The sequence below is a fragment of the Branchiibius hedensis genome, assembly GCF_900108585.1.
In the GTDB taxonomy this organism is placed as follows: Bacteria; Actinomycetota; Actinomycetes; order Actinomycetales; family Dermatophilaceae; genus Branchiibius; species Branchiibius hedensis.
Window position 1 is genome coordinate 2,709,284 of record NZ_UESZ01000001.1, and the last position, 26,651, is coordinate 2,735,934.

At 67.7% G+C, this 26,651-nt stretch carries 26 protein-coding genes; 11 read left to right on the top strand and 15 right to left on the bottom strand.

Features of this window, described 5'->3' with window-relative positions:
- Positions 1 to 142: 142 nt before the first annotated feature.
- On the bottom strand, positions 143 to 1,651 hold the full coding sequence (locus DR843_RS13100; protein ID WP_170119865.1) for an HNH endonuclease signature motif containing protein: 1,509 nt from the start codon (positions 1,649 to 1,651) through the stop codon (positions 143 to 145).
- Positions 1,652 to 1,868: 217 nt separating this feature from the next.
- Positions 1,869 to 2,915, bottom strand: a complete 1,047-nt coding sequence (locus DR843_RS13105) for a class I SAM-dependent methyltransferase (RefSeq protein WP_109686478.1) — start codon at positions 2,913 to 2,915, stop codon at positions 1,869 to 1,871.
- 64 nt (positions 2,916 to 2,979) lie between these two features.
- On the opposite strand from DR843_RS13105, the gene DR843_RS13110 reads away from it, so the two are divergent.
- Complete coding sequence (locus DR843_RS13110) at positions 2,980 to 3,408, top strand: helix-turn-helix domain-containing protein (RefSeq protein WP_245934123.1); 429 nt, start codon at positions 2,980 to 2,982, stop codon at positions 3,406 to 3,408.
- A gap of 36 nt (positions 3,409 to 3,444) precedes the next feature.
- A complete protein-coding gene (locus DR843_RS13115) occupies positions 3,445 to 3,867 on the top strand; it encodes a VOC family protein (protein WP_211310243.1) in 423 nt (140 codons plus the stop codon).
- Between the two features lie 98 nt (positions 3,868 to 3,965).
- Here DR843_RS13115 and groL read toward each other — a convergent pair whose 3' ends face one another.
- Complete coding sequence (gene groL / locus DR843_RS13120; RefSeq protein ID WP_109686480.1) at positions 3,966 to 5,594, bottom strand: chaperonin GroEL; 1,629 nt, start codon at positions 5,592 to 5,594, stop codon at positions 3,966 to 3,968.
- Between the two features lie 248 nt (positions 5,595 to 5,842).
- Here groL and DR843_RS13125 point away from each other — a divergent pair, with 248 nt between their 5' ends.
- The 3 genes from DR843_RS13125 to DR843_RS13135 are packed head-to-tail and all read left to right on the top strand — an operon-like array spanning position 5,843 to position 8,558.
- Positions 5,843 to 6,445, top strand: coding sequence for a CDP-alcohol phosphatidyltransferase family protein (locus DR843_RS13125; protein WP_109686482.1), 603 nt, complete (start codon positions 5,843 to 5,845; stop codon positions 6,443 to 6,445).
- Positions 6,442 to 7,365 carry a phosphatidate cytidylyltransferase gene (locus DR843_RS13130; protein ID WP_109686484.1) on the top strand — a complete coding sequence of 308 codons (924 nt, stop codon included), beginning with the start codon at positions 6,442 to 6,444 and terminating at the stop codon, positions 7,363 to 7,365. Before DR843_RS13125 ends, DR843_RS13130 begins: the two co-directional genes overlap by 4 nt.
- A complete protein-coding gene (locus DR843_RS13135) occupies positions 7,362 to 8,558 on the top strand; it encodes a lysophospholipid acyltransferase family protein (RefSeq protein WP_109686486.1) in 1,197 nt (398 codons plus the stop codon). Before DR843_RS13130 ends, DR843_RS13135 begins: the two co-directional genes overlap by 4 nt.
- A 53-nt stretch (positions 8,559 to 8,611) precedes the next feature.
- On the opposite strand, the gene DR843_RS13140 is transcribed toward DR843_RS13135, so the two are convergent.
- From DR843_RS13140 to DR843_RS13160, 5 genes are read right to left on the bottom strand one after another with little or no spacing between them, the layout of a single operon-like run.
- A complete protein-coding gene (locus DR843_RS13140) occupies positions 8,612 to 9,409 on the bottom strand; it encodes a MerR family transcriptional regulator (RefSeq protein WP_109686488.1) in 798 nt (265 codons plus the stop codon).
- A 53-nt stretch (positions 9,410 to 9,462) separates the two neighbouring features.
- Positions 9,463 to 11,604 (bottom strand): FAD-dependent oxidoreductase, encoded by a 2,142-nt coding sequence (locus tag DR843_RS13145; RefSeq protein ID WP_109686490.1) that lies wholly within the window; start codon positions 11,602 to 11,604, stop codon positions 9,463 to 9,465.
- A 6-nt stretch (positions 11,605 to 11,610) separates the two neighbouring features.
- On the bottom strand, positions 11,611 to 12,822 hold the full coding sequence (locus DR843_RS13150) for an acetyl-CoA C-acetyltransferase (protein WP_245934124.1): 1,212 nt from the start codon (positions 12,820 to 12,822) through the stop codon (positions 11,611 to 11,613).
- Entirely contained in the window at positions 12,819 to 13,931 is a 1,113-nt protein-coding gene (locus tag DR843_RS13155; protein ID WP_109686495.1) for a CaiB/BaiF CoA transferase family protein, read from the bottom strand. Before DR843_RS13155 ends, DR843_RS13150 begins: the two co-directional genes overlap by 4 nt.
- Complete coding sequence (locus tag DR843_RS13160; RefSeq protein WP_109686497.1) at positions 13,928 to 14,692, bottom strand: enoyl-CoA hydratase-related protein; 765 nt, start codon at positions 14,690 to 14,692, stop codon at positions 13,928 to 13,930. Before DR843_RS13160 ends, DR843_RS13155 begins: the two co-directional genes overlap by 4 nt.
- 54 nt (positions 14,693 to 14,746) lie before the next feature.
- On the opposite strand from DR843_RS13160, the gene DR843_RS13165 reads away from it, so the two are divergent.
- Positions 14,747 to 15,496 (top strand): SDR family oxidoreductase, encoded by a 750-nt coding sequence (locus DR843_RS13165; protein WP_109686499.1) that lies wholly within the window; start codon positions 14,747 to 14,749, stop codon positions 15,494 to 15,496.
- Between the two features lies 1 nt (position 15,497).
- Here DR843_RS13165 and DR843_RS13170 read toward each other — a convergent pair whose 3' ends face one another.
- From DR843_RS13170 to DR843_RS13180, 3 genes are read right to left on the bottom strand one after another with little or no spacing between them, the layout of a single operon-like run.
- Positions 15,498 to 15,806 carry a DUF3263 domain-containing protein gene (locus DR843_RS13170; protein WP_109686501.1) on the bottom strand — a complete coding sequence of 103 codons (309 nt, stop codon included), beginning with the start codon at positions 15,804 to 15,806 and terminating at the stop codon, positions 15,498 to 15,500.
- A 32-nt stretch (positions 15,807 to 15,838) separates the two neighbouring features.
- Positions 15,839 to 16,312, bottom strand: a complete 474-nt coding sequence (locus DR843_RS13175) for a hypothetical protein (RefSeq protein WP_146202583.1) — start codon at positions 16,310 to 16,312, stop codon at positions 15,839 to 15,841.
- Positions 16,313 to 16,340: 28 nt separating this feature from the next.
- On the bottom strand, positions 16,341 to 17,681 hold the full coding sequence (locus tag DR843_RS13180) for a pyridoxal phosphate-dependent decarboxylase family protein (protein ID WP_109686505.1): 1,341 nt from the start codon (positions 17,679 to 17,681) through the stop codon (positions 16,341 to 16,343).
- A gap of 23 nt (positions 17,682 to 17,704) precedes the next feature.
- On the opposite strand from DR843_RS13180, the gene DR843_RS13185 reads away from it, so the two are divergent.
- From DR843_RS13185 to DR843_RS13205, 5 genes are all read left to right on the top strand, one after another.
- A complete protein-coding gene (locus DR843_RS13185; protein WP_109686507.1) occupies positions 17,705 to 18,382 on the top strand; it encodes a uracil-DNA glycosylase in 678 nt (225 codons plus the stop codon).
- Positions 18,379 to 19,182, top strand: a complete 804-nt coding sequence (locus DR843_RS13190; protein WP_281268850.1) for an SGNH/GDSL hydrolase family protein — start codon at positions 18,379 to 18,381, stop codon at positions 19,180 to 19,182. Before DR843_RS13185 ends, DR843_RS13190 begins: the two co-directional genes overlap by 4 nt.
- Complete coding sequence (gene modA / locus DR843_RS13195; protein ID WP_170119866.1) at positions 19,179 to 19,976, top strand: molybdate ABC transporter substrate-binding protein; 798 nt, start codon at positions 19,179 to 19,181, stop codon at positions 19,974 to 19,976. The genes DR843_RS13190 and modA overlap by 4 nt, the downstream gene beginning before the upstream one ends.
- A gap of 93 nt (positions 19,977 to 20,069) precedes the next feature.
- Positions 20,070 to 20,777, top strand: a complete 708-nt coding sequence (gene modB, locus DR843_RS13200; RefSeq protein WP_245934125.1) for a molybdate ABC transporter permease subunit — start codon at positions 20,070 to 20,072, stop codon at positions 20,775 to 20,777.
- Positions 20,774 to 21,811, top strand: coding sequence for an ABC transporter ATP-binding protein (locus DR843_RS13205; RefSeq protein ID WP_109688957.1), 1,038 nt, complete (start codon positions 20,774 to 20,776; stop codon positions 21,809 to 21,811). The genes modB and DR843_RS13205 overlap by 4 nt, the downstream gene beginning before the upstream one ends.
- On the opposite strand, the gene DR843_RS13210 is transcribed toward DR843_RS13205, so the two are convergent.
- The 4 genes from DR843_RS13210 to DR843_RS13225 all read right to left on the bottom strand — a co-directional run bounded on the left by DR843_RS13210 (position 21,808) and on the right by DR843_RS13225 (position 26,596).
- Positions 21,808 to 22,548: a polysaccharide deacetylase family protein gene (locus tag DR843_RS13210; protein ID WP_109686511.1), complete on the bottom strand. Its 741-nt coding sequence runs from the start codon at positions 22,546 to 22,548 to the stop codon at positions 21,808 to 21,810. The two genes, DR843_RS13205 and DR843_RS13210, sit on opposite strands and share 4 nt — an antisense overlap.
- A gap of 175 nt (positions 22,549 to 22,723) precedes the next feature.
- Positions 22,724 to 23,770 (bottom strand): threonine aldolase family protein, encoded by a 1,047-nt coding sequence (locus DR843_RS13215; protein ID WP_109686513.1) that lies wholly within the window; start codon positions 23,768 to 23,770, stop codon positions 22,724 to 22,726.
- A 10-nt stretch (positions 23,771 to 23,780) separates the two neighbouring features.
- The gene (locus DR843_RS13220) at positions 23,781 to 24,473 is read right to left on the bottom strand and encodes an SDR family NAD(P)-dependent oxidoreductase (protein ID WP_109686515.1); all 693 of its coding nucleotides are present in this window, start codon (positions 24,471 to 24,473) and stop codon (positions 23,781 to 23,783) included.
- Positions 24,470 to 26,596 carry a DUF6421 family protein gene (locus DR843_RS13225; RefSeq protein WP_109686517.1) on the bottom strand — a complete coding sequence of 709 codons (2,127 nt, stop codon included), beginning with the start codon at positions 26,594 to 26,596 and terminating at the stop codon, positions 24,470 to 24,472. Before DR843_RS13225 ends, DR843_RS13220 begins: the two co-directional genes overlap by 4 nt.
- Positions 26,597 to 26,651: the final 55 nt, after the last annotated feature.

A 26,651-nucleotide genomic window follows, 5' to 3' on the forward strand; every position in this document is an offset into this window, starting at 1 on the left:
ACCCGTTCCCATTGGTACACCTCGCCTCCGGACCGCAGACCAAATCCACGGTCACCGCGCGAGCGGGCCCGCGGTTGCACAGTCACCGCGCGAGCAGGCCCGCGGTTGCACAGTCACCGCGCGAGCGGGTCGGCTGCACGTATCACCGGGCGAGCGGGCCGACGCGCCACCGGTTGTTGCTTCGCCATTCCTTGGGGCCACCGCCTCTGGGCGCCACGAAGAACTCCAGGACCCCGTCCCGCAGCCGGGCAGGAATGTGTTCGTAATGAACCCGGCGGTGATGCGAGGCGCACAGCGGTGCCAGATCATCCAGGTTCGTGGTGCCACCAGCAGCCCACGGTTCTCGCCAGTGATGCCCCTCGGTCCACCCCGGTGGCCGATCACACCCGGGAAAAGCACACCCGCCGTACCGGTTTTCCGCCGCCCGTCTCTGATGATTCGTGAACAACCGCCTCGCCCGGCCAAGATCCAACGGCAACGACTTCCCGTCGAAAACCTGCGGGATCAAAGAGGCGCCGCACGCCAGTCGCCGCACTTCACCAGCACTGACCCTGCCCCCGGTAGACAACGTCGCCGCCCGCACACCCACAGCCAACGTCTCATAGTCCAGGTTCACCGTCAGCACCGCCGAGATACCCCCGGCACCCGGGAGCTTGTCCAACGGCAAGTGCTCACACAACTGCGCCAGGGCGCGACCTTCGCGGTGTGCGGTGTCCATCGGCAACCCACCCGCCTCCGCCAGTTCAGCGGCGTCGATCTCGGCGTCCGCCTGCGCCCCGGTCCGCGGCCAGCCGCCACGCGCCGGCTCCGCGACGGCATCCTCGCTGCCGCGCGCCCAGTCCGGCGGAACGGGTCCGCCTTCGTGACCCTCGCCGCCCGCAGCCCCCGAACCCGTGGCCCGACGACCGTTGGCGCGACCACCGCTGGCCCGAGCGCGACCAGCACCGCCACCGTGGTTGCCAGTCTCCAGATGGAACCGGCGGGGCGCACTGATCCCCTCCAACATGGTCTTGAGCATCTGCGCTTGAAGCTCGGGCAGCGTGAACCCGCCCTTGAACAGCCCCGGTTTGTGTTCACGCATCCAGAACGACGCCTGCGCCCACGCAGCCTGCTCCTGATCCACCAACACCGCGTCCTCGTGCGCGTCGGCCTGCGCAACGTCTTCGAACGCCTCCCGCATCCGCGTCGCCCGCCGCCGCAAATCCACCAACGTCATCGTGGGTGCCGCCTCCAACAACGCCCGTTCCGCCGCGTCCCGGTCCGCTTGCGCCACACTGTCCGGCAACGCCGCCAGCCCCCGGGCGATCACCCCCGCCTGCTCCCGAGACACCCCACCGCTACTCAACCTTGATCCGGTCGCGGGCGCGTGCTGCAACTGCTCCCCCAGGTTGACCAATGCCTGCGCATCCCGCCGGTCCCCACCGAACTCACCCGACATGATCGAGGACACCTCAGCCACCGAACCACCCGCCGACGTCACCGCCGACCGCAACGCCGACGCCACCGACACCAGCACCCCATCGATCCGCGCCTTCGCCGACGCCAACCGACCCGACGCCCGACGCGCATCCTCCACCGAAGACCCGTCCCACGAATCCAACGCGGCGAACCGGTCCAGCACGTCGTGCAACTCATCCAACAATGCGCCCACCGGATCACCAGCGGCATCCGAGCGTCGTACCACCCTCGACGGAGCACACGCCACGACCACAGGCCCACCGAGTTGCCCACTGCCCGAACGGCTTTCATCGATCTTCACGCCCGCCACACCCCTCCCCGGCGCCCCGAACCCTGCCCCTGAAAACCACCCTACGACCCAGCACCGACAGCCAACCGGCCACGAACAAATCTGTGGATAGAGCCGACGGTCAGGTCGCTCGAAGGGTGAAGTACTGATAGTGCTCGCCATCGTCGTACCACTGACCCGTCTCGAACGTCTCGACCGAGCCGATGCGCGAAAGAGCCTGCCGTACTTGTGAATCCGAGCGTCGCACGAAGAGTCGACCATGTTCGTCGACGCGTCGGCGAGGGGGCTCGGAACCCCAAAGACCGACCGCAACCAGACCACCTGGACGTACGACGCGCCCCACCTCCGCGACCGCCCGAGAGAAGCCGTCGCCGTCCAGGTGCATCAACGTACTCATCGTCCAGAGCGCGTCGAACGAGTCGTCCTCGAACGGCAGATCCGCCGCACTCGCGACCGTCACCGCCAGACCGTGCTCGGAGCAAATGTCGATCGCCTCGGGCGTGAGATCGACTCCGCGGTAATCGAATCCAGCTTCCTGCAACGCCACGCCGTCCCGGCCGCCGCCACAGCCGACCTCCAGGATCGTCGCGAGCTCAAGGGCTTCACACTGCGCTATGAACGCCGCCAACTGCCGCTGCCGGTCAGGCGACGCAGGGCGGTTGGCCCGGTCGGCGAGTTCCGTTGCGTAGTAGGCAAGGTGGCGCCGTGCGGCTGCAGAAGCGTCCGTGCCCAGGCTTTGCTTCGAACCGCCCGTCGTTGGCCCAAGCGTCACCCCTGCCGGCATCGGCGACGGCTCACCACGGACCGGCGGCACGACAGCCACCTGGAAATCGTCTTCGTACACGATCTCGCCCGGGTCATCGGACTCACTGATTGACCACGGCACGCCGTACTTGCTCAGTAGTCCCGTCGCGACCTCGACCCGACGCTGCATCGCAGCGGGCAGCGGCGGCTTAAACCACGTCACGACGCCGGCGGTGTTCCCATCGGAATACTGCGGCGGCTCAGGCAGATTCGCGATGAACCAATCGTCGACGGTCAGCCACAGCGCCTCATCGTCCGGCGAGAGCCGACCAGCCCGGCGCAGATGGTCCACGGCCACGAAGAGACCGACCGGCACACCCAGCCGGCCGTTGTAGGACACGTGGATCCGCTGGTATTCCGGCACCAGGTCACCCTAGTGGGCTGCGCGCAGAGCACGTGGCGAGTTCTGAGCACGGCAGACTGTGATCGTGGGCCTGCCGATCGAACGTCACCTGCTACGAGCCCGCGACCTCGCCGATCACCGGTACGACGAGCCGATCGGGGTGGCGGACATGGCCGCAGCCGCCGGGCTGAGTCAGGCGCACTTCTCCCGCGCGTTCCGGGAGACATTCGGCATCAGCCCGCACGGCTACCTGCTGACCCGTCGCCTCGAACGCGCCGCCACCTTGTTGCGCAACACCGACCACGATGTCGCACGGGTCTGTGCCGAGGTGGGGCTCACCTCGGTCGGCAGCTTCACGACCAGTTTCAAGCGAATGTACGGCCAGACGCCGACCCAGTACCGGGCCGAGTTCGCGCAGACGCCGAGGTTCGCGATCCCCGGCTGCGTCGTCCGCCGAGAGGCCCGACCCCAACTGCGCACGTTTCGAGAAGACCCGGCGACTCCCACCTCGTAGCGTCGTGGGCACCGAAACCGCTACAGGAGGAAACCCGTGAGCATCACCATCTCCAGCATCAACGTCTGGGTCCACGACCAGGAGGTCGCCCTTGACTTCTGGACCACCAAGGTCGGCTTCGAACTGCGCTCGGACTGGAGCTTCCCCGAAATGCCCGGCTTCCGCTGGCTCACCGTCGGCCCGAAGGACCAACCGGACATCGAGATCGTCCTGATGAGCATTCCCGGCGCCCCCGTCTTCACCGATGAGCAGCACGACCTGGTCGAGAAGGCCATGTCCACCGGGCTGATCGGCGCGGTCTTCCTGGTCACCGACGACGTCCGCCGCGACTACGCGGAGCTGTCCGCCAAAGGCGTCGAGTTCTACGAGAAGCCCGAGGAGCGCCCCTACGGGATCGACTGCGGCTTCCGCGACCCGTCCGGCAACATGATCCGCCTGGCCCAGATGACCATCAGCTGACCTGGCCGAGTCCCAACACATTCAACGTACGGCGAAGGCCGCCCTCCCGTGGGAGAGCGGCCTTCGCTTCGTGCAGGTTTGGATTAGAAACCCATGGATTAGAATCCCATGTCCCCCATGCCACCGGTCGGGTCGCCTGCCGGAGCAGCCGCCTTCTCGGGCTTGTCAGCAATGACAGCCTCGGTGGTCAGGAACAGCGCGGCGATCGACGCAGCGTTCTGCAACGCGGAGCGAGTCACCTTGGCCGGGTCGATGATGCCCGAGTCGACCATGTTGACGTACTCACCGGTCGCAGCGTTCAGACCTTCACCGGCGGGCAGGTTGCGGACCTTCTCCACCACGACGCCCGGCTCGAGCCCGGCGTTCAGCGCGATCTGCTTCAGCGGAGCCTCGGCGGCAACGCGCACGATGTTCGCACCGGTCGCCTCGTCACCTTCCAGCTTCAGGTCGGCGAACGCAGCGTCCGTCGCCTGCAGCAGAGCCACGCCACCACCGGCGACGATGCCCTCTTCGACGGCAGCCTTCGCGTTGCGGACGGCGTCCTCGATGCGGTGCTTGCGCTCCTTCAGCTCGACCTCGGTCGCAGCACCCGCCTTGATGACGGCCACGCCACCGGCCAGCTTGGCCAGGCGCTCCTGCAGCTTCTCGCGGTCGTAGTCAGAGTCGCTGTTCTCGATCTCGGCGCGGATCTGGTTGACCCGGCCGGCGATCTGCGACGCGTCGCCGGCACCCTCGACCACGGTGGTCTCGTCCTTGGTGACGACGACCTTGCGGGCGCGCCCCAGCAGCTCCAGCTCGGCGGTCTCCAGCTTGAGGCCGACCTCCTCGGAGATGACCTGGCCACCGGTCAGGATCGCGATGTCCTGCAGCATGGCCTTGCGGCGGTCACCGAAGCCCGGCGCCTTGACGGCGACCGACTTGAAGGTGCCGCGGATCTTGTTGACGACCAGCGTGGACAGGGCCTCGCCGTCGACGTCCTCAGCGATGATGACCAGCGGCTTGCCGGACTGCATGACCTTCTCCAGCAGCGGCAGCAGGTCCTTCACGGTGCTGATCTTGGAGTTGACGATGAGGATGTAGGGGTCCTCCAGGACCGTCTCCATGCGCTCGGTGTCGGTCACGAAGTAACCGGAGATGTAGCCCTTGTCGAAGCGCATACCCTCGGTGAGCTCCAGCTCCAGACCGAAGGTGTTGCTCTCCTCGACGGTGATGACGCCTTCCTTGCCGACCTTGTCCATGGCCTCGGCGATCAACTCACCGATCTGCGGGTCAGCAGCGGAGATGGACGCGGTCGCAGCGATCTGCTCCTTGGTCTCGATCTCCTTGGCGTTGTCCAGCAGCGCCTGGCTGACACCAGCAACCGCGCCTTCGATGCCGCGCTTGAGCGCCATCGGGTTCGCGCCGGCGGCGACGTTGCGCAGGCCCTCGCGGACCATGGCCTGGGCCAGAACGGTGGCGGTCGTCGTACCGTCACCGGCGACGTCGTCAGTCTTCTTGGCAACTTCCTTGACCAGCTCGGCGCCGATCTTCTCGTACGGCTCGTCGAGCTCGATCTCCTTGGCGATGGACACACCATCGTTGGTGATCGTGGGGGCGCCCCACTTCTTCTCGAGCACCACGTTGCGGCCCTTGGGGCCCAGCGTCACCTTGACGGCGTCGGCGAGGGTGTTCATACCCCGCTCGAGGCCGCGGCGCGCCTCTTCATCGAAAGCAATCAACTTAGCCATGTGCGGTAGTCCTCCCACACGTCGCGTTACGGGTTGGCCGCATGACGCCCGCGACGGACGAGCCGAGCCGGTGAACTCACGTCATCCACCCGCTGAGGCCCTCGCCCTGCGGCCACTTGTCTTACTGAGTTTTGTCACTCTCAAGGCGAGAGTGCTAATGCCATTATTGGCACTCTCGGCCTGTGAGTGCAAACGATTCGGACCCCCGATCGTGCTTGGATGGGTGGACGTCGCCTGGGAGGGGTCCGGTGCAAGGTCTGTACGCGCTCAAACCGTGGTACGCCCGTCGTCTGCAGGTCATCACCGATGACGCAGTACGCCGTGGCATCTCTCCCGACGTCTTCACTCTGATCGGCGTACTGGGTGCCGTCGCCGCCGCCCTGGTGATCTGGCGCGGCTGGTGGTGGGCTGCGCTGATCGCCCTGGCCATCCGCCTGGCCGGTGCCAACCTCGACGGGGCGGTCGCGCGCGCCCGCGGGGTGAGTCGGCCGTGGGGATTCGTGCTCAATGAGATCGGCGACCGGCTCAGCGACCTGTTGATGTTCGCCGGACTGACCGCGTTGGCTGCCCGTGAGTACGCCGGGTGGTCCAGTCCGCAGGTCGGTTACGTTCTCGTGGCCGCAGTGGCCGCCACCCTGCCCACCTTCGCCTCCCTGGCCGCCGCCGGCGCGGGCGCCACCCGGCGCAACGGCGGACCCTTCGGCAAGACCGAGAGGTGCCTGGTCGCCGTACTCGCCACTGCCTTCCCTGGCGCCCTGACGTTCTGGGCGGCCCTGATCGTCATCGGCTCCTTGGGTACGGCGATCGCCCGGCTGAGCGCGACCCACCGGGAGTTGGTGGCCGCCTCGTGAAACTTCCCGACGCTCTGGTCGACTGGTACGTCGAACTGCTGCACCTGGACCGCAGTTCACTACGGCTCGACCTCGATGCCGGACCGTTCTCCATCCATCTGGGCGGCCGGGGCGTTTTCTACCTGATCGTCACGGTCGCGATCCTGGCGCTCGCCGGTGTCGCAGTGCTCCTCTCCGGCAAGCAGGAGCTGCGCCAGAAGTGGCTGACGTGGGTCTTGATCCTGCCGGTCGTCGGCATCCCGATCTGGTTGGGCAAGGGCACCACTGCAGCGCTGGCGATCGTGTTGGCGGTGATCGCCAGCGCCGAGTACTCCCGGATGATCGCGCTGCCCCGGCCGGAACGACTCATCCTGTTGGCGTGCGCCATCGCCTACCCGTTGCTGGCGTGGCTGCACCCGGCCTATCTGGCCCTTGTCCCCCTCGTGGTCCTGCTGTGTGCGTTGCCGTCGATCTTCGAGGGCGATCTGAGTGACGGGGTGCGTCGGACGGCGTTCGCCGGGTTCGGCACGGTGTGGATCGCGTGGTCGCTGGCCCACCTGGTGATCCTGTGGGAGAACGCGTTCCTGGTCTGCTTCGCCGCGGCTGCCACGGATGTGGCTGCGTGGTGCGGCGGGAAGGGATTCAAACGGTTCGCCTGGGGTGCGCGCCCGCTGTCTCCGCTCAGCCCGAACAAAACCGTCGGTGGTCTGGCGGGGGCCGTGATCGGCGCGGTGGTCGTCCTCACGCTGCTGGGCACCATCTCCGTCGGCCTGGTGATCGCGGTCGCCTTCGGCGGGGTGCTCGGTGATCTGTTGGAGTCGATGTTCAAACGACAGGCTGGAGTGAAGGACGCCGGCGACTGGTTGCCTGGTTTCGGTGGGCTGCTGGATCGGATCGATTCGCTGCTTCTGGTGCTACCGCTGGCGGCGGTGCTGTCATGAGGTTGCTCCCCAACCAGCGGATCCACCTACCGAGCCGGTTGCGTCGCGGGCTCTGGCGGGGTGCCTGCGCGCTGGCCGGTGGCCTGACCGTGTCCGGGCAGCTTCCAGCCAGCCCTGATGGTCGCGGCCGGATCCTGGTCGCCAACCACTCCTCGCACGCCGACACCGCCGCGTTGATGGCCGGTCTGCCGCCGAGCGGCAAACCGGTGTTCGCGGCAGCCGCCGATTACTGGTTCGACGTGTGGTGGCGCCGAGCGTTGATCACGGGACTAGCTGGCGGGTTGCCGGTGCGCCGGCACGAACATGGCGCGTACGCCGGTCTGCTGGCTGCCGCTCGCGAGGCCGTTGACGATGGCCGCACCGTGGTCCTCTACCCCGAGGGGACCCGCAGCACGGACGGTTCTGTCGCCGAATTCGCTTCTGGGGCATCCCGACTCGCCCACGATCTCAACGTCCCCGTCGTACCCGTGGCGCTCTTGGGCACCGGTGACGTGCTCCCCAAACGCGGCCGCTTCCGCCCGGCGCCGATGCAGATCCGGATCGGCGCGGCGATGCACGAACCAACACCGGAGCAACTGCGCACCCGGGTCAGCGCCCTCCTGGGGCTCGGCCCAGCAGAGACCAAGACGTCGCGGACCTGGCGCGCCGTGCACTCCTTGGTCGAGAGCCGGTGGGGCCTGCTGCTCGCCGGTGGCTGGGGTTTTGCTGAAGCGATCAGCTGGCCGGTGATGGCCGAGATGTCGCTGGTGTTCTTCGCCGCCGCCGAACCGTCGCGCATTCCGAAGTTCTCCGGCGCGCTCATCGCCGGCTCGCTGACCGGTGTGCTGGTCAACACGGTCGCCGCCCGCAACGGCCGGACCTTCCCTGCGCCGTGGACCACACCGCGGATGTGGCAGACCGCTGCGCGCGACCTGCGCGAGGAGGGTCCGCGGGGCATCCTGCATCAAGCGCTCAACGGGGTGCCGGTGAAGGTCTACGCGCGCACCGCTGGTGAACTGCGTTGCAGTCTGGTGCCGTTCACCGGCTGGGTCGCGGTGGAGCGCGGTGCCCGGCTCGGTGCGATCGCGGTCGGTGTCTACGGTGCGTCGGTCTTTCTGAACCCGTGGTTGCGCCGGCTCTACGGCCAGTACCTCACCGCCACCGGGGTCGGGTTCACCGTCGTGATCCGGCAGATCATCCGCGCCTGGTCCTGACCGGCAGCAGGTCGCGGGCTTCATGACTCGGGGTCATGAAGCCCGCGAAATGCTCACGCCACCGGTTGCTGCAAGTCGACGACCCAGCGGCCGCTACCGCTCTGCGGTGTCTCCAGGTAGACCTCCCGGCACACACCGTTCGGGGTCAGCCCGCGCGCTTCGACCTCCCGGACCAGGTCTTGCCATGCGCCGACGATGTCATCGATGACCTCCGACTCGAAGCGCGTCGTGACGGCCGATGGCACGGCCGTGAGCGTGACCGCCGACGTGCCCGCCGGAGCGGAGCCATCCGGGATCGGGACAGCCGCCGCGATCTCCATCTCATCCCCGTGCACGGTGTAGGTGGCCAGCGCCGGACCCGCGATGGGTACGCCAGCGGAATCGACCGCTGCCGTGACCAGTTCGAACAGCGGACCTATCCGGTCGCCGATCTCACTGCGGCCACTGACGGTGTCGCTCACCTGGGCGAGAGTGACCTGGGCAAGCGAGGTCAGAACGTAATCAGACATGGCATTCTCCTTCTCGATCATTCGGAGCCTCGCCTCGATCTGCCGCAGCCGCACGCCATCGGCCTCGATCTGATCGCGTAGTTGATCGCGTCTGAGGCGCAATCGATCGCCGAGAGTGGCTTCGTCGGTCGTGTCCAGCAACTCCCGGACCGTGGCCAACGAGAACCCCAGTTCCTTCAAGGCAACCAGTCGGTTGACTCGATCGAACTGGCTGGCGGAATACGACCGATAGCCCGACGACGGGTCGACGGACGCAGGGTGCAGCAGACCCAGCTGGTCGTAGTGCCGCAACATCCGCACGGACACCCCGGCCACCCGGGCGAACTCTCCGATACTCAACATGGTGTGTTCACCTGACCGTCTGACACCGTGTCAGAGTCAACACCCCAGCTGGATCAGACGAAGGTTTCGTCCCGATCAGCCATCTCCTGCAGCAGCGACGGGACTGCGAACCGGTCGCCGTACGTGTCCTGCAACTCACCGGCCCGGGCAATGAAGCCCTTCAATCCGTGCTCGTAACCGTTGATGTACTGCAGCACCCCGCCAGTCCACGCCGGGAAGCCGATCCCCATGATCGAGCCGATGTTGGCATCGGCAACCGAGGTCAGCACGCCCTCCTGGACGCACTTGACGCTCTCCAGCGCCTCCACGAAGAGCATCCGCTCCTGCACGTCCTCGAAGGGGATCGGGTCGGCCGCCGGGAACGTCGTCGCCAGTCCCGACCACAACGAGGTACGGCGACCGCCCGAGTAGTCGTAGAACCCGGCTCCCGCCTTCTTGCCTGCGCGATCCTGGGCCAGCATCGTGCGGACCACACCGGTCCCTGGGTGCTCGACGTACCCCTCGCCCGCCGCGGCAGCCGTCGCGTCGGCGATCTTGGCCATCAGTTCCAGGTTGAGCTCGTCGGACAACTGCAACGGCCCGACCGGGTAACCCGACTGTGTCGCAGCGCGTTCCAGTGACACCGGCGAGACACCTTCGGCCAGCATGGCCAGACCCTCGTTGACGAAGGTGCCGATCACCCGGCTGGTGAAGAAGCCGCGCGAGTCGTGCACGACGATCGGAGTCTTCCTGATCGCCAACGTCAGATCGAACGCCCGCGCCAACGCCGAGTCCGAGGTCTGCTCGCCGCGGATGATCTCCACCAGCGGCATCTTGTCGACCGGGGAGAAGAAGTGCAGTCCGATGAAGTCGGCCGGCCGGTCAACGCCCTGCGCCAGCAACGTGATCGGCAGCGTGGAGGTGTTGGAGCACAACAGCGCATCCGGCGCGATGAAGGGCGCCACCTCCGCGAAGACCTGCTGCTTCAACTCCGGCGACTCGAAGACCGCCTCGATCACGGCGTCACAGCCCGCTGCGTCCTCGGCCGTCCCGGTGGGCGTGATCCGCGCCAGCAACGCGTCGGCCGCCTCCTGGGTCATCCGCCCTCGCGAAACCGCCTTGGTCACCAGACCCTGCGAGTAGCCCTTCCCGGTCGCTGCCGCCTCGACGGTCACGTCCTTCAACACCACGTCGATGCCGGACTTGGCCAACTGGTAAGCGATTCCGGCGCCCATCATGCCGGCACCGAGCACCACGACCTTCGACACTCTCCGCGGCTCGATCCCGGCCGGTCGCGAACCGCCCTTCTTGATCGTCTGCAAGTCGAAGAAGAAGGCCTTGATCATGTTCTTGGTGATCGGACCACTGGCCAGTTCGACCAGGTAGCGGCTCTCGATGCGGGTCGCCGTGTCGAAGTCGACCTGCGCTCCCTCGACCGCCGCCGACAGGATGGCCCGCGGCGCCGGGTAGGGCGCACCCTTGAGCTGCTTGACCAGGATCGCCGGGAACACCGCCAACTGGTCGGCGATCTGCCGCGGGAACCCTCCCGGCATCCGGTATCCCTTTTCGTCCCAGGGCTGTACGGCGTGCGGGTGCTCCGCGATCCACGTCCGCGCCGCGCGCAGCCCGTCCTCGACCGTGGGCACCACCTCGTCGACCAGACCCAGCTCCAGCGCCTTCGCCGGCGGGAACGACTTGCCCTCGAGCAACACGTTGGTCACAGCATTGGCGATCCCGAACATCCGCACCGTGCGGGTGACTCCGCCGCCGCCGGGCAGCAGACCGAGGGTGACCTCCGGCAGACCGAAGACCGTGCCGCGGCCCTCGACCGCGATCCGGTGGTGGCAGGCCAGCGCGATCTCCAGGCCACCGCCCAGGGCTGTCCCGTTGAGTACGGCGACCACGGGCAGACCGAGCGTCTCCAGTTCGCGCAGATCGGCTTTGACGGCCTGCGCGGCATTGAACGCGTCGACAGCGGTCTCCGGGGTGATCTGCGACAGCATCGAGAGGTCACCGCCGGCGAAGAAGGTCTTCTTCGCGCTGGTGACGATGACACCGGCGAGTTGGTCGCGCTCCTCGGCCAATCGGCGTACCGCACGGTGCATCGATTGGGTGTAGGCGTCGTTCATCACGTTGGCCGACCCGCTCGGGTCGTCCAGGATCAAGGTGACGACGTCGTTTTCGTCGCGCTCGTAGCGAACTGCTTCGGAAGTCATGGTGGCTCAGACCCTTTCGATGATCGTCGCGATGCCCATTCCGCCACCGACGCAGAGCGTCGCGAGGCCGGTCTGCAGGTCACGGCGCTCCAACTCGTCCAGCAACGTGCCCAGGATCATCGCCCCGGTCGCACCCAGCGGGTGACCGAGGGCGATGGCGCCACCGTTGACGTTGACCTTGTCGTGCGGGATGTCCAGATCCTTCATGAAGCGAAGCGGCACCGCGGCGAACGCCTCGTTGATCTCGTAGAGATCAATATCGGAAGCCGAAAGGCCTGCGCGCGCAAGGGCTTTGCGGGCCGCGGGTGCGGGACCGGTCAGCATGATCGTCGGATCCGCACCGGAGACCGCCGTCGCCACGACCCGCGCCCGCGGCGTGAGTCCGAAGCGGGACCCGACCTCGGAGGTGCCGATCGCGACCAGCGAGGCGCCGTCCACGATCCCGGAGGAGTTGCCCGCGTGGTGCACGTGATCGATAGCCGGCACCCAGTGGTACTTCGTCAGCGCCACGTCGTCGAAACCGGCCTGCGAACCCAGTTGCGCAAACGACGGTTTCAGCCCGGCGAGCGACTCGACGGTCGTGCCCGGTCGCGGGAACTCGTCCTTCTCCAACACCGGCAGACCGGCGTTGTCGCGCACCGGCACGACCGACCGGTCGAAGAGTCCGTTGGCGATCGCCTTACCGGCCCGCTCCTGGCTCTCGACCGCGTAGGTGTCGACGTCGGTGCGACTGAAACCCTCGATCGTCGCGATCAGATCGGCACCGATGCCCTGCGGCACGAAACCCGTCGCGAGCGCCGTCTCCGGGTCCTGCGCCCAGGCGCCGCCGTCGGAGCCCATCGGCACCCGGGACATCGACTCGACGCCGCCGGCCCACACCATGTCGTACCAGCCGGAGCGAACCTTCTCGGCGGCGATGTTGACTGCCTCCAGGCCGCTTGCGCAGAACCGGTTGAGCTGCAAACCCGCTGTCGTGTAGGGCAATCCGGCTTTCAGCGCCGCTGTCTTGGCGATGTCAGCGCCCTGGTCGCCGATCGGGCTGACCACCCCGAGGATCAGGTCGTCGACCACCTCGACGTCGAGCGACGGCATCCGGGTGCGCAGCTCGTCGATCAGTCCGGTCACCAACTTCACCGGTTTGATCTCGTGCAGCGATCCATTCGCCTTGCCGCGGCCGCGCGGCGTGCGGATCGCCTCGTAGATGAGGGCTTCGCTCATGATCGATCCTTCGATGGGGTGCTGTCCCAGCCGATTTCGGCCAGGATCTTCTCGGTCTCATCTTCCCCGCCGGCGGAGTGCAGTTGCGTGGGGGTTGCAGAGAATCGGGGCGCAGGGGCGGGGTGCTGCACCCCGTCCTGCTCGACGTACGTCGATCGGCTGGCCAAGTGGGCATCGGCCAATGCCTCACCCGGCTCCAGGACCGGCGCCACACACGCGTCGGTGCCGCCGAAGACGGCCATCCACTCATCGCGGGTGCGCTCGGCAATCCGGCCCGCGACCCGGGTGCGCAGCAGCGGCCAGGTGGACTGGTCGTTCTGGGTCGCCGGGTCGACATCGGTCAAGCCGAGACCGTCCAGCAAGAGCCGGTAGAACTGCGGTTCGATCGCACCCACCGACAGGAACTTGTCATCGCGAGTGCGGAAGACGCCGTAGTAGGGCGCACCGCCGTCGAAGAGGTTGTGCCCGGGCGGGGCCGACCAGGCACCGATCGCCCGCATCGCCTGGTGCATCGCGGTCAGCAGCGCAGCCCCGTCGACGATCGCGGCGTCGACCACCTGACCCTCACCGGTGGCCCGCGCGTGCTGCAAGGCCGCGAGCACGCCGACCGCGAGCAGCATTCCGCCACCACCGAAGTCGCCGAGCATGTTCAGCGGCGGCACGGGCACCCCGTCGGATCCGACCAGCGGTGCGAGCGCGCCGGACAGCGCGATGTAGCCGATGTCGTGCCCGGCAGCCGTGGCCAGCGGTCCGTGCTGGCCCCAGCCGGTCATCCGCCCGTAGACGAGCGCGGGGTTGTCCGCCAACAGCTCCGCGGGACCGATGCCGAGCCGTTCGGCGACACCCGGCCGGAAGCCCTCGGTGAGGATGTCGGCGGACTGGGCCAATCGGCGTACGACGGAAACACCCTGCGCACTCTTGAGGTCCAGGGTCATTCGCCGGCGGCCGCGGTTGAGCACCGAGTGCATGGCTTCGTAGCCCGGGTCCGGCAACGGTCGGTCGATCCGGATCACTTCGGCTCCCAGGTCCGCGAGCAGCATCCCGGCAAAGGGCGCCGGACCGATCGCGGCCAGCTCGATGACGCGGACGCCCGCGAGGGGGCCGCTCACTGGACCGGCGGCTGGTCGCGGAAGACGGCGGCCCGCTTGTCGTAGAACGCGGCAACCCCTTCGGCGAAGTCGTTCGAGCCGAGTAACCGGACCTGCGCGGTCGATTCCCGGTCGAGCGCGCCGTCCAGTTGATCGAGGGTGGCGGCGTTGATCGCCCGCTTGGTCTCGGCGTACGCCGCGGCGGGGCCGGCGCTGAGTTGCTCGATGATCTCGGCGGTGCGCGCGTCGTAGGAGCACTGCTCGTAGACACCGGCGATCAGACCCTGCCGGTAGGCGTCGCGCGCACTGAGCTTCTCGGCCAGCAGCGCCATCCGCATGGCCCGGGCCCGACCGATCGAGGCGGCCACCAGTGCGGTGGCGCCGCCGTCGGGCATCAGGCCGATCCGGGTGAAGGCCAGCAGGAAGTAGGTGTCCTCGTCGGACAGCACCAGGTCAGCGGCCAGCGCGATGGAGACGCCGACCCCGGCGACGGCTCCTCTGGCGAGGGCGACGACGGGACGAGGTACGTCGCGGATCGCGTGGATCAGCCGCTCCACCGCATCCAGGGTGGCGGAGCTGGCCGGGTCCTCCTGCCCGGACAGGTCGGCGCCCGCACTGAACGAGCGCTGGTCGCCGTGGATGACGATGACCCGCACCTGCGGATCCTTGCCCGCGCGTTCGATAGCGTCAGCGACGGAGTGCAGACTGTCGGCGGTGACCGCGTGCAAGCGCTCCGCGTTGCCGAAACTGACGCGCAGGATGGTGGCCGCCGACACGTTCATGTGACGCAGCTTACTTGTCGGTACCTATTTTCAAGCACGGGAGATTGATTTTTTATGAGCACCCATGACGGGAAGACGGCCATCGTCACCGGCGCCAGCCGCGGGATCGGACTGGCCATCGCGCAGCGACTGATCGACGACGGCGCCAACGTGGTCATCACCGCGCGCGGCGAGGACGCCCTGATCGAGGCGGTCGATGCGCTGGGGCCCGAGCGGGCGGCGTACGTCGCGGGCAAGGCGGACGACCCGCAGCACCAGGCCGAGACGATCGCCCTGGCGATCGAGCGCTTCGGTTCGCTGGACCTGCTGGTCAACAACACCGGCATCAACCCGGCGTACGGGCCGCTGCTGTCGCTGGAGCCGCGTGCGGCGCAGAAGATGTTCGACGTCAACGTGCTGTCCGGGCTGGCGTGGGTCAAGCTCGCGCACGAAGCCTGGATGGGTGCGCACGGCGGCGCGATCGTCAACGTCGCCTCCGTCGCCGGCCTGCGTCCTGCGCCGGGCATCGCGATGTACGGCGTGACCAAAGCCGCCGTCATCCACCTCACCGAGGAGTTGGCGGTCGAGTTGGGTCCCTCGATCCGGGTGAACGCCGTCGCACCGGCCGTGGTGAAGACGAAGTTCGCGACTGCTCTCTACGAGGGCCGCGAGGAAGAGGTCGCGGCGCCGTACCCGTTGAAGCGGCTCGGCGAACCGACGGATATCGCCGGAGTGGTGTCGTTCCTGCTGTCCGAGGATGCCGGTTGGATGACCGGTCAGACGGTCACGATCGACGGCGGGGTGCTGCTGCGCGGCGGCGTCTGACTCAGCTGGGGTCGTCGAAACCGAGGCGACGGGCGGTGCGCTGGCGCATCCGGGAGGAGCGCAAGCGCTGCAGCCGCTTCACCAACAGCGGGTCGGCTTCGAGCGCTGCCTGCTGGTCGATCAGGTCGTTCAAGATCTGGTAGTACCGCGTCGAGCTCAGCCCGAAGGTCTCGCGAATCGTCTGCTCCTTGGCGCCCGGCTGACGCCACCAGTCGCGCTCGAAAGCCAGGATCTGCCGGTCGCGCTCGGACAAACCGCTCGTGCTGGTCGGCTCCGGGGACGGCGTCGGGGCGTGCAGCGGCTCACTCATGGCACCGATCGTAGTCGCGAACTACACCGATGTCATTCAGGATCGGAGCAGACTTCGATCGACTGGCCGCCAGAAATGAGCGGCCGGTTCCCGCGCGGCTCGGAGAGATGAACAATGCGATCCTGGAGTGAGGCCGAAAGGATCCCGTCGTCGAGGAAGACATTCTCCAAACCTGTCGCGGCGACGTCGATCGCGGCGGGCGTCTCGCTGCGCACCTGCGCGTCGACGTCTCTCACGTTTGCTCCGGTTGTGACGACCACCTGGACCTCGTCGGTGCCGGGGATGTCCTTGAAGCAGCTGACGGTTTGCGCCCGCGTCACCCAGTAGTCGCCCACCGGATGGGTCAGCGCCGCCGCACCGATGACGAACCGGCCGGTGAACAGCAGAAACCCGATATAGAGAGCGGCTTGAACCACCACGACCACGAGGGCGACCGCGAGCCACTCCCGCATCCGGCGAGGCGGATCGTCCGGGGTCGAAGGGCGTAGCTCGGCTCCGACCGTCATCCCACCAGTAGACCAGCGCAGCAGCCGCTCAGGCCATCGAATCCAGGATCGCGTCGATGTCGGCCTCGGAGGTCTTCGGATTCACGATCGCGAACCGCGCCAACGTCTCCCCGGCGTGCGAGGTCGGCACCACGAAGCCCTGCTGCGACTCCAGCAGCGTGTCCGACCAGGCGTAGTAGTCCGCCGGCTCCCAACCCAGCCGCCGGAAGACCAGCACGGTGAGATCAGCAGCCCGCACCGCCTCGACGTACGGGCGCTGCGCAACTTGCGTTTCGGCGTACCTGGTCACCTCCAACGTCCGCTCGATCGCGGCGGTGTAGGCGGCCGTCCCGTTGGCGACCAGGGAGAACCAGAACGGCAGTCCGCGCGCCCGTCGGGTCAGCCCGATGCTGTAGTCGGTGGGGTTCCAGTCCTCGGCGTCGTTGAGGACATCGAGGTACGACGCGTGCTGGGTGTGCGCCGCGCGCGCCAGGTTCGGGTCGCGATAGAGCAACGCACAACAGTCGAACGGCGCGAACAGCCACTTGTGCGGGTCAACGATGAAGGAGTCGCACCGCTCGATCCCGGCATACCGCGAACGCACGGATGGAGCGGCCAGCCCGGCGCCGCCGTACGCACCGTCGATGTGCAGCCAGAGGCCGTATTCCTCGCACACGTCGGCGACCGAGGCCAGGTCGTCGATGATCCCGAAGTTGGTGGTGCCGGCGGTCGCGACGACGGCGAAGAAGTCCTCGGTGCCCTCGGCTTCCAGGACGGCCCGCAGATTGTCGCCGGTCAGGCGCCAGTCTTCGACGTCGACGGGCACCAACTCGGCGTCCATGACATCGCACGCGGACTGGATGGAGGAGTGCGCGCCGGCGGTCGCGGCCACACGGTAGGGGCGCCGACCGGTGCGGGCGCGGGCCGTCGCGCGGGCGGCCACCAGCGCCGACAGGTTGCCGATGGTGCCGCCCGGGACGAAGACTCCGCCGGCCGATGCAGGCAGCCCCACCAACGAGGCGATCCAGTCCAGCGCCTGGTTCTCGGCGTACACCGCGCCGGCCCCCTCCAGCCACGACCCGGCGTAGATGGAGGACGCACCCACGATCAGGTCGAACATCGCCGCCTCACGCGTGGGCGCACACGGGATGAAGGACAGATAGCGGGGGTGGTCGATGGACAGGCAGGCGGGGGCGAGGTCCTCTTCGAACAGCCGCATCGCGGCCAGCCCACCGATCCCACCAGCGGAGATGGCGCCGGCGGCAACGGTGTCGAGTTCGGCCTTGGTGCGCGGGAAGTCCAACGGCACTGGATCCAGGGCCAGACGTTCCTTGGTGTAGCGCAGTACCTCGTCGCCGAGCGCTCGGGTGGTCTCGTCGAATTCGTGCACGACGCCGAGTTTAGGTTTAGACCGTGACCACGACCGCCCTGCCGCCCGACATCGACCCGTCGTGGGCGCCCGCGTTGGAGCCGGTGGCGGACAAGATTGCCGGTTGCGGTGCGTTCCTGCGGGAGGAGATCGCTGCGGGTCGGGGCTACCTGCCCGCGGGAGACGCGGTGCTGCGCGCCTTCCGGGTGCCGCTACCCGACGTACGCGTATTGATCGTCGGTCAGGACCCCTACCCCACACCCGGCCACGCGGTCGGTTTGTCGTTTTCCGTTGCGCCGCAAGTGAAACCGCTGCCCGCGTCGTTGCGGAACATCTACAAGGAACTCATCGACGACCTCGGCGTTGACGCCCCCAGCACCGGCGACCTGACCCCCTGGGCGGAGCAGGGGGTCATACTGCTGAACCGGGTCCTGACCGTGCGGCCGGGTGAACCGGGTAGTCATCGCGGCATCGGGTGGGAGCATGTGACGGCGGCCGCAATCGGCGCCCTTGCCCAGCGGGGCGGCCCGCTGGTGGCGATCCTGTGGGGGCGGGACGCCCGCAACCTGGCGTCCCATCTCGGGCAGGTCCCCACGGTGCAGAGCGCGCACCCCTCTCCCCTGTCCGCGCACGGCGGCTTCTTCGGATCCAAACCGTTCAGCCGCACCAACGAACTACTCGCGGCGCAGGGCGCCGACCCGATCGATTGGAGCATCCCGTGACCTGGTCCCGTTACGTCGCGATTGGCGACTCGTTCACCGAAGGCATGAGCGACCCGTCACCGGACCAACCCGATACGTACGTCGGGTGGGCCGACCGTCTCGCCGCGCACCTGGCGTCGAAGGCGGCTGACGAGGGACGCGACTTCGGCTACGCCAACCTCGCGATCCGCGGCCGGTTGCTGGCCGACGTCGAGGGCCCGCAGTTGGACGCGGCGTTGGAGTTGCAACCGGATCTGGTGAGCATCGTCGGCGGTCCGAACGACTTGCTGCGACCGGGGACTGACATCGACGACCTGGCCGACCGGTTGGAAGCGGCCGTGGCGAAGATCCGGGCGACGGGGGCCGACGTGCTGATGTCGACGACCGCCGATCCGGGATTTGCGCCGCTGCTCAGGAGGATTCGGCCGCGCACCTCCGTCTTCACCGCGAACATCTGGGGCATCGCACAACGGCAGGGTGCCTACGTGCTGGACATGTGGAACCTGCGGGTGCTGCGCGATCCGCGCCTGTGGGCCACCGACCGCCTACACCTGACCACGGAGGGCCACCAGCGGGTCGCCGCCCAGGCCGCATGGGCGCTCGGAGACCGGGACACCGAACGCGACTGGGCGATACCGTTGCCGCCAGCACCCCCACTGTCGCGGATTGCCGCCGTTCGTGGACACGCAGAATGGGCCCAGGAATACCTTGGACCCTGGGTGCACCGACGGCTCACCGGCCGCAGCAGTGGCGACAACCTATTGCCGAAACGACCCGAGCTCGCCCCCATCGATCCGACACCCCCAGGAGACACCGCATGAGCTACCTGCCCACCCGTATCGCGGCGGCCGCTGCCGCTGGCACCGTCCTGCTCGCTGGCTGCAGTTCGACCTCGTCGTCGCCGTCCGCCACGACCGGCACTGGCACCAGCACGTCGAGTGCGACCGGCAAGAAGACCGTCACGATCCTCGCGGCTGCATCCCTGACGGAGGCCTTCAAGAAGATTGCCGCCGAGGTGATGAAGGAGCACCCGGACCTGGACATCAAGATCAGTTTCGGTGCCAGCTCGACGCTCGCGACCCAGTTGAACAACGGTGTCGACGCCGACATCATCGCGCTGGCCGACGAGAAGTCGAAGACGACGATCACGCCGTCCCTGATCGAGGGCAAGCCGACGCAGCTCTTCGCGACGAACCGGTTGGAGATCGCCACTCCCGCAGGCAACCCGGCGCACGTGACCGGCCTTGCGTCGCTGAGCAATTCGTCGATCGACACCGTGCTCTGCGCCAAGCAGGTGCCCTGTGGCCGCGCCGCTCAGACCGTCCTGGCCAAGGCCGACGTGACCCCGCACGTGATCAGCTTCGAGTCCGACGTGAAGGCCACGCTGGCCAAGGTGAAGACCGGTGACGCCGACGCAGCGATCGTCTACCAGACCGACGTCTCCTCGGCCGGCTCGACCGTCACGGGTGTCGTGATCCCCGAGGACCAGAACACCGTCACCAAGCTGCCCATCGTGCAACTGACCAACACCGAGGGTGCCAAGGAGTTCTACGAGGCTGTCACCTCCAGCGAGGGTCAGGACATCCTGAAGAGCCTGGGCTTCGGGCAGGTCTGACCTGCCGCTGTGGCTGGCAGCCACGGGCGCAGCCCCCTTCGCAGCCCACTAGCGCTTCTGGCGCTAGTGGGCTTGGCGTTGCTGGCTATTCCATTGGCGTCACTGCTGATCCGCGTCTCCTGGACGAGCCTGGGACCCGATCTGCAGACCGCCGGCGCCAAGGACGCGATCTGGTTGTCGATCCGCACCACGTTGACGACCGTGGTGCTCTGCCTGCTCTTAGGTACGCCGCTCGCTTGGGTTCTCGCGCGTAGCGAGGGTCGGTGGGTGCCCTGGGTCCGCGCTGTCGTCACGGTGCCGTTGGTGCTGCCACCGGCCGTGGGCGGTGTCGCGTTGCTGCTGGCCTGGGGACGGACCGGGGTGATCGGCGGTCCGCTCTACGACTGGTTCGGCTGGCGGCTGCCCTACAACTGGACGCGGGTCGTCATCGCCGAGGTCTTCGTGGCGCTGCCGTTCTTCGTCCTCGCGGTGGAGGGTGCCATGCGGTCCCTCGACCCGCGCTACGACGACATCGCCTCAACGCTGGGCGCTACTCCGACAAGGACATTCAGTCGGGTCGTCATCCCGCAGGTGCTGCCGGGCATCGCGGCGGGGGCCATGCTCGCCTGGGCGCGCGCGCTGGGTGAGTTCGGCGCCACGATCACCTTTGCGGGCTCCTTCCCCGGCACGACACAGACCGCTCCGCTCGCGGTCTACCAGGCGCTCGACATCGATCAGAACGCCGCGACCGCCCTGGCCGTGATCATGTTGCTGGTGTGCGTGGTCGTGCTGGCCGCGCTGCGCGGGAAGTGGCTGCGGTGAGCGCGCTTTTCGACGGCCGCGTTGAACAGGGCAGCTTCACCCTCGAGGTGTCGCTCTCCTTCGAATCCGGCACAGTGACAGGCATTCTCGGTCCGAATGGGTCCGGCAAAACCACGTTGCTCCGCGCAATCGCCGGGCTCACCCCGCTTAGCAGTGGCTCGCTGACGGTCGATGACTCCGACTGGACTTCGTTTGCGCCGCAGGATCGTTCGGTGGGTCTGGTGCTCGCTGATCCGGTCCTCTTCCCGCACCTGAGTGCCACCGACAACGTGGCGTTCGGGCCGCGCTCGCGTGGAGTGGCCGCCTCGGCTGCGGGACAGCGCGCGTTGGAGGAACTCGACGCCCTCGGTATCGGCGAACTCGCGTCCCGCAAACCCAAAGCACTGTCGACCGGACAAGCACAGCGCGTCGCCCTAGCCCGGGCCCTCGCGACCGATCCCGCGGTCCTCCTTCTGGACGAGTCCCTCGCCGGACTGGATCCACAGACGCGGACCTCCGTGCGCGGCGTACTCGCCTCTCGCCTGGCGCATTTCGACGGAACAACGATCATGGTCACCCACGATCCCGTCGACGCATTGACCCTGGCGGATGAGTTGGTGTTCCTGGAGGACGGGCGCCTGACCCAGCGCGGCACTCCGGTGCAGGTGTCGGCTGCTCCGCGATCGGCGTACGCCGCGACGCTGGTCGGTCTGAATCTACTGCCTGGTCACGCGACGGGTGACGGTCTCGTGGCCACGGGTCTCGGTGAGGTCCGCACCGCCTCGGAGGTCGAAGGCGAGTGCTGGGTGAGCATCCGACCCAACGCAGTGTCGCTGTGGCGCTCGCCCCCGGACGGCTCGCCGCGCAACACCTGGCAGCTGACCGTGACCGGGGTCGAAGTGCTTGGTCAGACCGCGCGAATCATGCTGTCTGCCAATGACTCCCGCCTCGTCGCTGAGGTGACCACGCTCGCCGTCAACGAGTTGGGGCTGGTCGCCGGGGCGCAAGCGTGGGCGAGCGTGAAGGCCACCGAGATCGACTGCTACCCGCGTTAGCCGCCCAACGGCAGGCGGGTGACCGAGAACCCCTTGGCGCGCAATTGCGGCAGGAGCCAACTGATCGCGTCGAGTTCGGCATCGTTCACCGACGAGCGGCCGTCGTGGGACAGGATGACCATCCCTGACGAGAGACGGTCGAGGACCGATTGGGCTTCCTGGCGGCTGCCACCGGTGCGGTGCGACCACAGGACGACTTCTTCGAGTCCCGCCTGGTGCGCAGACCACAGGACCGGGGCATCCAGCCGCCCGTACGGCGGTCGCATCCTGGTCGGGGCGACTCCCGTGATGCTCGTGATGGCTTCCCGGGTCTCACTCAGGACCTTCGCCAACGCGTCCGGCTCAAGGGTCGTCATGTCGGTGTGGTCGCCGCCGTGGACCCCGATCTCGTGGCCGGCCACGTGCACCTGAGCGACCACGTCGGGGTGGCCCTTGATGAACTCGTCCAGCATGAAGAAGGTGGCAGTCGCGTCGTTGCGGTGCAGGATGTCCAGGACCTTCGGCGTCCACACCGGTGACGGACCATCGTCGAAGGTCAGGTGCGCGGTCTGCGCCGCCGGCGCCTCCGCATGCCAGGTGACCCGCACACTCATCGGCGAGGTGACCGTGTCCGGCATCGGCGAGACCCGGTAGGTCGGCGAGCGGTACGTCACGACTTCATCGGTCGCGGCCGCCGTGCCGGCGGCGGTCACGACAGCAATACCGGTGCCACCGAGGATGGCCGCGCGTCGGCTCAACCCCGGTCTGCGGCCCCTCAGCCTCCGGCGTGCTTTCCACCCGCGCAGAATATGCCTGCGATCGCAAAGCCCGCGCACAGGTTTCCCTTAACTGCGCGCCGCACCCGCCAGCTTTGGGATTGGTTGTCCCATTGAGGCGAGAATCGTGGGTCAACCAGTCCCAAAGTCGAGCGAACTACGCGCCCGCCAGCGCGTCTCGGATCGCGGCAGCGAAGGTGTCGACGTCTTCTTCGGTGGTATCCCAGGCGCACATCCACCGGACCTCGCCGGTGGTCTCGTCCCAGAAGTAGAACCGGAAGGTCTCCATCAGCTTCAGCGACACCTCGCGCGGCAGGATCGCGAAGACCGCGTTCGCCTGCGTGGGGCGGGGCAGCGTGACGACATCAGCGACAGCGTCCGCCAGCCGCGCAGCCATCGCGTTCGCGTGCCCGGCGGAGGTCAGGTAGAGGTCATCCGACAGCAGCGCGAGCAACTGCGCCGACAGGAAGCGCATCTTGGACGCCAGCTGCATCGACTGCTTACGCAGGAAGACGATTCCGTGCACCGCAGCAGGATTCAGCACTACGACGGCCTCCGCGCCGAGTACGCCGTTCTTGGTGCCACCGAAGGACAGGATGTCCACGCCGGTGTCCGTGATCAGTTCCGCCAACGAGACTCCGAGCGAAACCACCGCATTGCTGATCCGCGACCCGTCGACGTGCAGCACCAGCTCATGCGCGTGCGCCCAGGCAGCGAGCTGCCGGATCTCCTCGACCGTGTACGCCGTTCCCAGCTCGGTGGTCTGGGTGATCGACACCGCACCGACCGGCGCGGCGTGTTCGTCGCCCACCCGCAGCGGGAATGCGTCGAGCAACTCCGGAGTCAGCTTCCCGTCAACAGTGGGGATGGTCTTGAGCTTCAGGTGCCCGACACTCTCCGGCGCGGCCCCTTCGTCGACGTTGATGTGTGCCGTCTCCGCACAGACCACCGACTCCCAGCGCTGCGTGACCGACTGCAGCGCAATGACATTCGCACCGGTGCCGTTGAAAACGGGGAACACCTCGACCGGTGCCTCGAACAACTCCGACATCCGCTCGCGCAAGGCAGCCGTGTAGTCGTCCTCACCGTAGGCGACCTGATGGCCGCCGTTCGCCGCGGCCACGGCATCGAGCACCGAAGGATGGACACCGGCGTAGTTGTCACTGGCGAAACCGCGCGCCGACACGTCGTGCAAGGAAGTCATGAAGACAAGGTCACCACACGGCGCCGTTGATCTCGGCAGCGGGCCGGTCCCACAACCCCACCAGTTCCGCGGCCAGGTCATCCACGTCAGTGAAGTTGCGATACGCCTTCGACGGATTCGCCTCGCGCATCTGCGGAGTCACCAACGCCATGATCCGAATCACCGATGCTGCCGCCGCCGGATCGTCGGAGGAGTGCGCGAACGAGTCGGCCACCGACCGAGTCCAGGATTCGGCGGCCGCCTTCGCCGCGGCGTACGGCGCATTGGTCGCCGTGGGCTTGGCCACCGAGGTCGATGACACTATCGCCAGGCGCCCGCGCGGACTAGCGACCAACGCGTCATGCAGCGCCCGCGAGGTGTGCTGCAGCGTGCGAATCAGATTCTCGTGCAACCAATCCCAGTCGGCCAGGTCGGTCTCGACGATGCCCTTGCCGCCGCGCCAACCGCCCACCAGGTGCAGCAGACCGTCGACGTGACCGTAGGTCTCAACCAGTTCGTGCCCCCACGCCAGGGTGGCGGCCTCGTCGGTGAGATCCACGACTGACGGTACGACGCCCGGCCCTTCCAGCGCAGCGAGGCGTTCCTCTGAGCGCCCGACCGCGACGACCGTCGCGCCAGAAGCGGCCGCGGCCCGCGTCGTCGCACGACCAAGATCACCGGCCGCGCCGGCAACGACGACGACCAGACCGGACAGGTCCGTCACGCCGCGACAACCTGCGGGGCCGGGCTGACACCAGTGATGCCACGGGTCGAATCGATCACCGGCGCCATCTTCTTGCGCAGCGACTCGTAGAAGACGTTGAGCGGGAACTCATCGGGCTGGACCAGGTCGACCAGCGCTTTGACCGGACCGTCGAGCGGCAGGTTGGCAGCGCCCTTGGCCCATGCGGACGCGGGGTGCGGTGCGACGTACGCCATGACGAACTCGTACGACGCCAGCCAGTGGCCGACACGCGAGCGGTCGATCCCGGTGCGGTAGAGCGTCTCGACCTCTTCACACAACTGCACGATCACCGACGGCACCCGGCGCCAGTCGAAGGACAGCCGGTTGTCGGTCCAGCGCAGTGCGTCGTTCTTGTGCAGGTAGGCGAACATCAACTGGCCGCCCAGTCCGTCGTAGTTGCGGACGCGGTCCCCGGTGATGGGGAAACGGAACAGACGGTCGAAAAGCACTGCCAGCTGGACGAATCGGGCGTAGGGCTGACCCTCTTCCTCCAGGATGACCGCTTGGCGGAAGGTGTTCAGGTCGCAGCGCAGTTCTTCCAGCGCGTACATCCAGAACGGCATCCGCTGCTTGATCATGAACGGGTCGAAGGGCAGGTCGCCGTGACTGTGCGTGCGGTCGTGGATCAGGTCCCACATCGCGAAGGTCTCCTGCGCTAGGGACTGCGACGCGAGCAACCGCTCGGCGTCCGGCGGCAGGTCCAGCGACAGCAGGGACGATGCCGCGGTGACGACCTCGCGGAAGCGCGCACCCTCGCGGTCGCAGAAGATCGCGCCCCAGTGGAACTTCGGAACCTCCCGCACCGCAACAGTTTCGGGGAAGAGCACCGCTGAGTTGGTGTCGTAGCCGGGTGTGAAGTCGATGAAGTTGACCGGCAGGAACATCGTGTTGTCGTAGGTCGCCTCGACCTGCGCCAGCCAGTCCGGCCACATGACCTTGATCAGCAGCGCCTCGAACACCCGGTCGGGGTTGCCGTTCTGCGTGTACATCGGGAAGAGCACCAGGTGTTCGATCCCGTCCTCGCGGCACAGGTCCGGGCGGAAGAGCACGAGGGAGTCCAGGAAGTCCGGCTTGCCGAATCCCTCGTCACGCCAACGGGACAGGTCACCCGGCAGGGCCGCCAGGTAGTCCGCGTCGTGCGGGAACTGCGGCGCGAGTTCACCCACCCGGTCGATCATGACCTGGACGAGCTCGGCCGCCCGGGACACGTCGTACGTCGATGAATCGATCGAACCGTCCTTGGCCTGCATCAGGCGCAACTCCTCGACCGCGTCTTTCAACGCGAACCACGCTGGCGATGAAGCGATTTCACTGTGCGCGACGGTCGCAGCGGGCGCGCGGCCAGCGGCCGATGCCCAGGTGACGACGTTGCTCCAGAACCGCTTGTGGTCCAACTCGGCGATGCTGTCGTCACCGACCAGGTCCGAGTCGGCCAGGACGACCACCCGACCCGCGTCGACCCGTGCGGCAACCGCGAGCGCCTCACCTGCGGGGTACGCCGAGGCGCTGGTCCGTGCCAGAACCGTCACGTCCGCGTCGGCGGAGGTTTCGATCACCCCGGACCGGTAGAAGCACAACTCGCCGACCCCGGCCAGCAGCCCCTGGCCAAGTCCCCCGGCGACTTCGCCGAGCACCCAGGTCGCGTTGCTCTGGTGGCGGCGGCCACCGTCCGCGCTCTCGTGCACCAGCGTGCTGCGGACGTGCAGACCAAATCGGGCCAGCAAGTCGTTGACGTTGTTGCCGTGGGTGTCCTGATCGCACTCGGCGAGCACGACCAGGCCACCGCCGGCGCGGACGAACGACTCGATGGCGTCCAACTCAGCGGGATCGAAGACCGGGGACAGCGCACCGGCGACACGCTCCGAGGCGGCCTGCGCCGGGTGGGCAATCACGTAGACGTCGGCAACCCGCAGTTGGTCGGCAGTGACTGCGCCACCCTCGCGCGGTACGACCTGCAGGCCGCGGGCGCGCAGGGCATCAGCGGCCAGATGCAAGGAGGCGTCGGCGGGATTGGCCGGGTTCATCGCGGCGGCCTGGGTGCGGTCCAGCGCCCAGGCGCTGCTGTGGGCCTGCTCGACCAGAACAGTGGGGAACTCAGTCATGACGACCTCCGGGGTTGACGACGGCTGGCGACTCGCGCCACGACGCGCGGAGAAT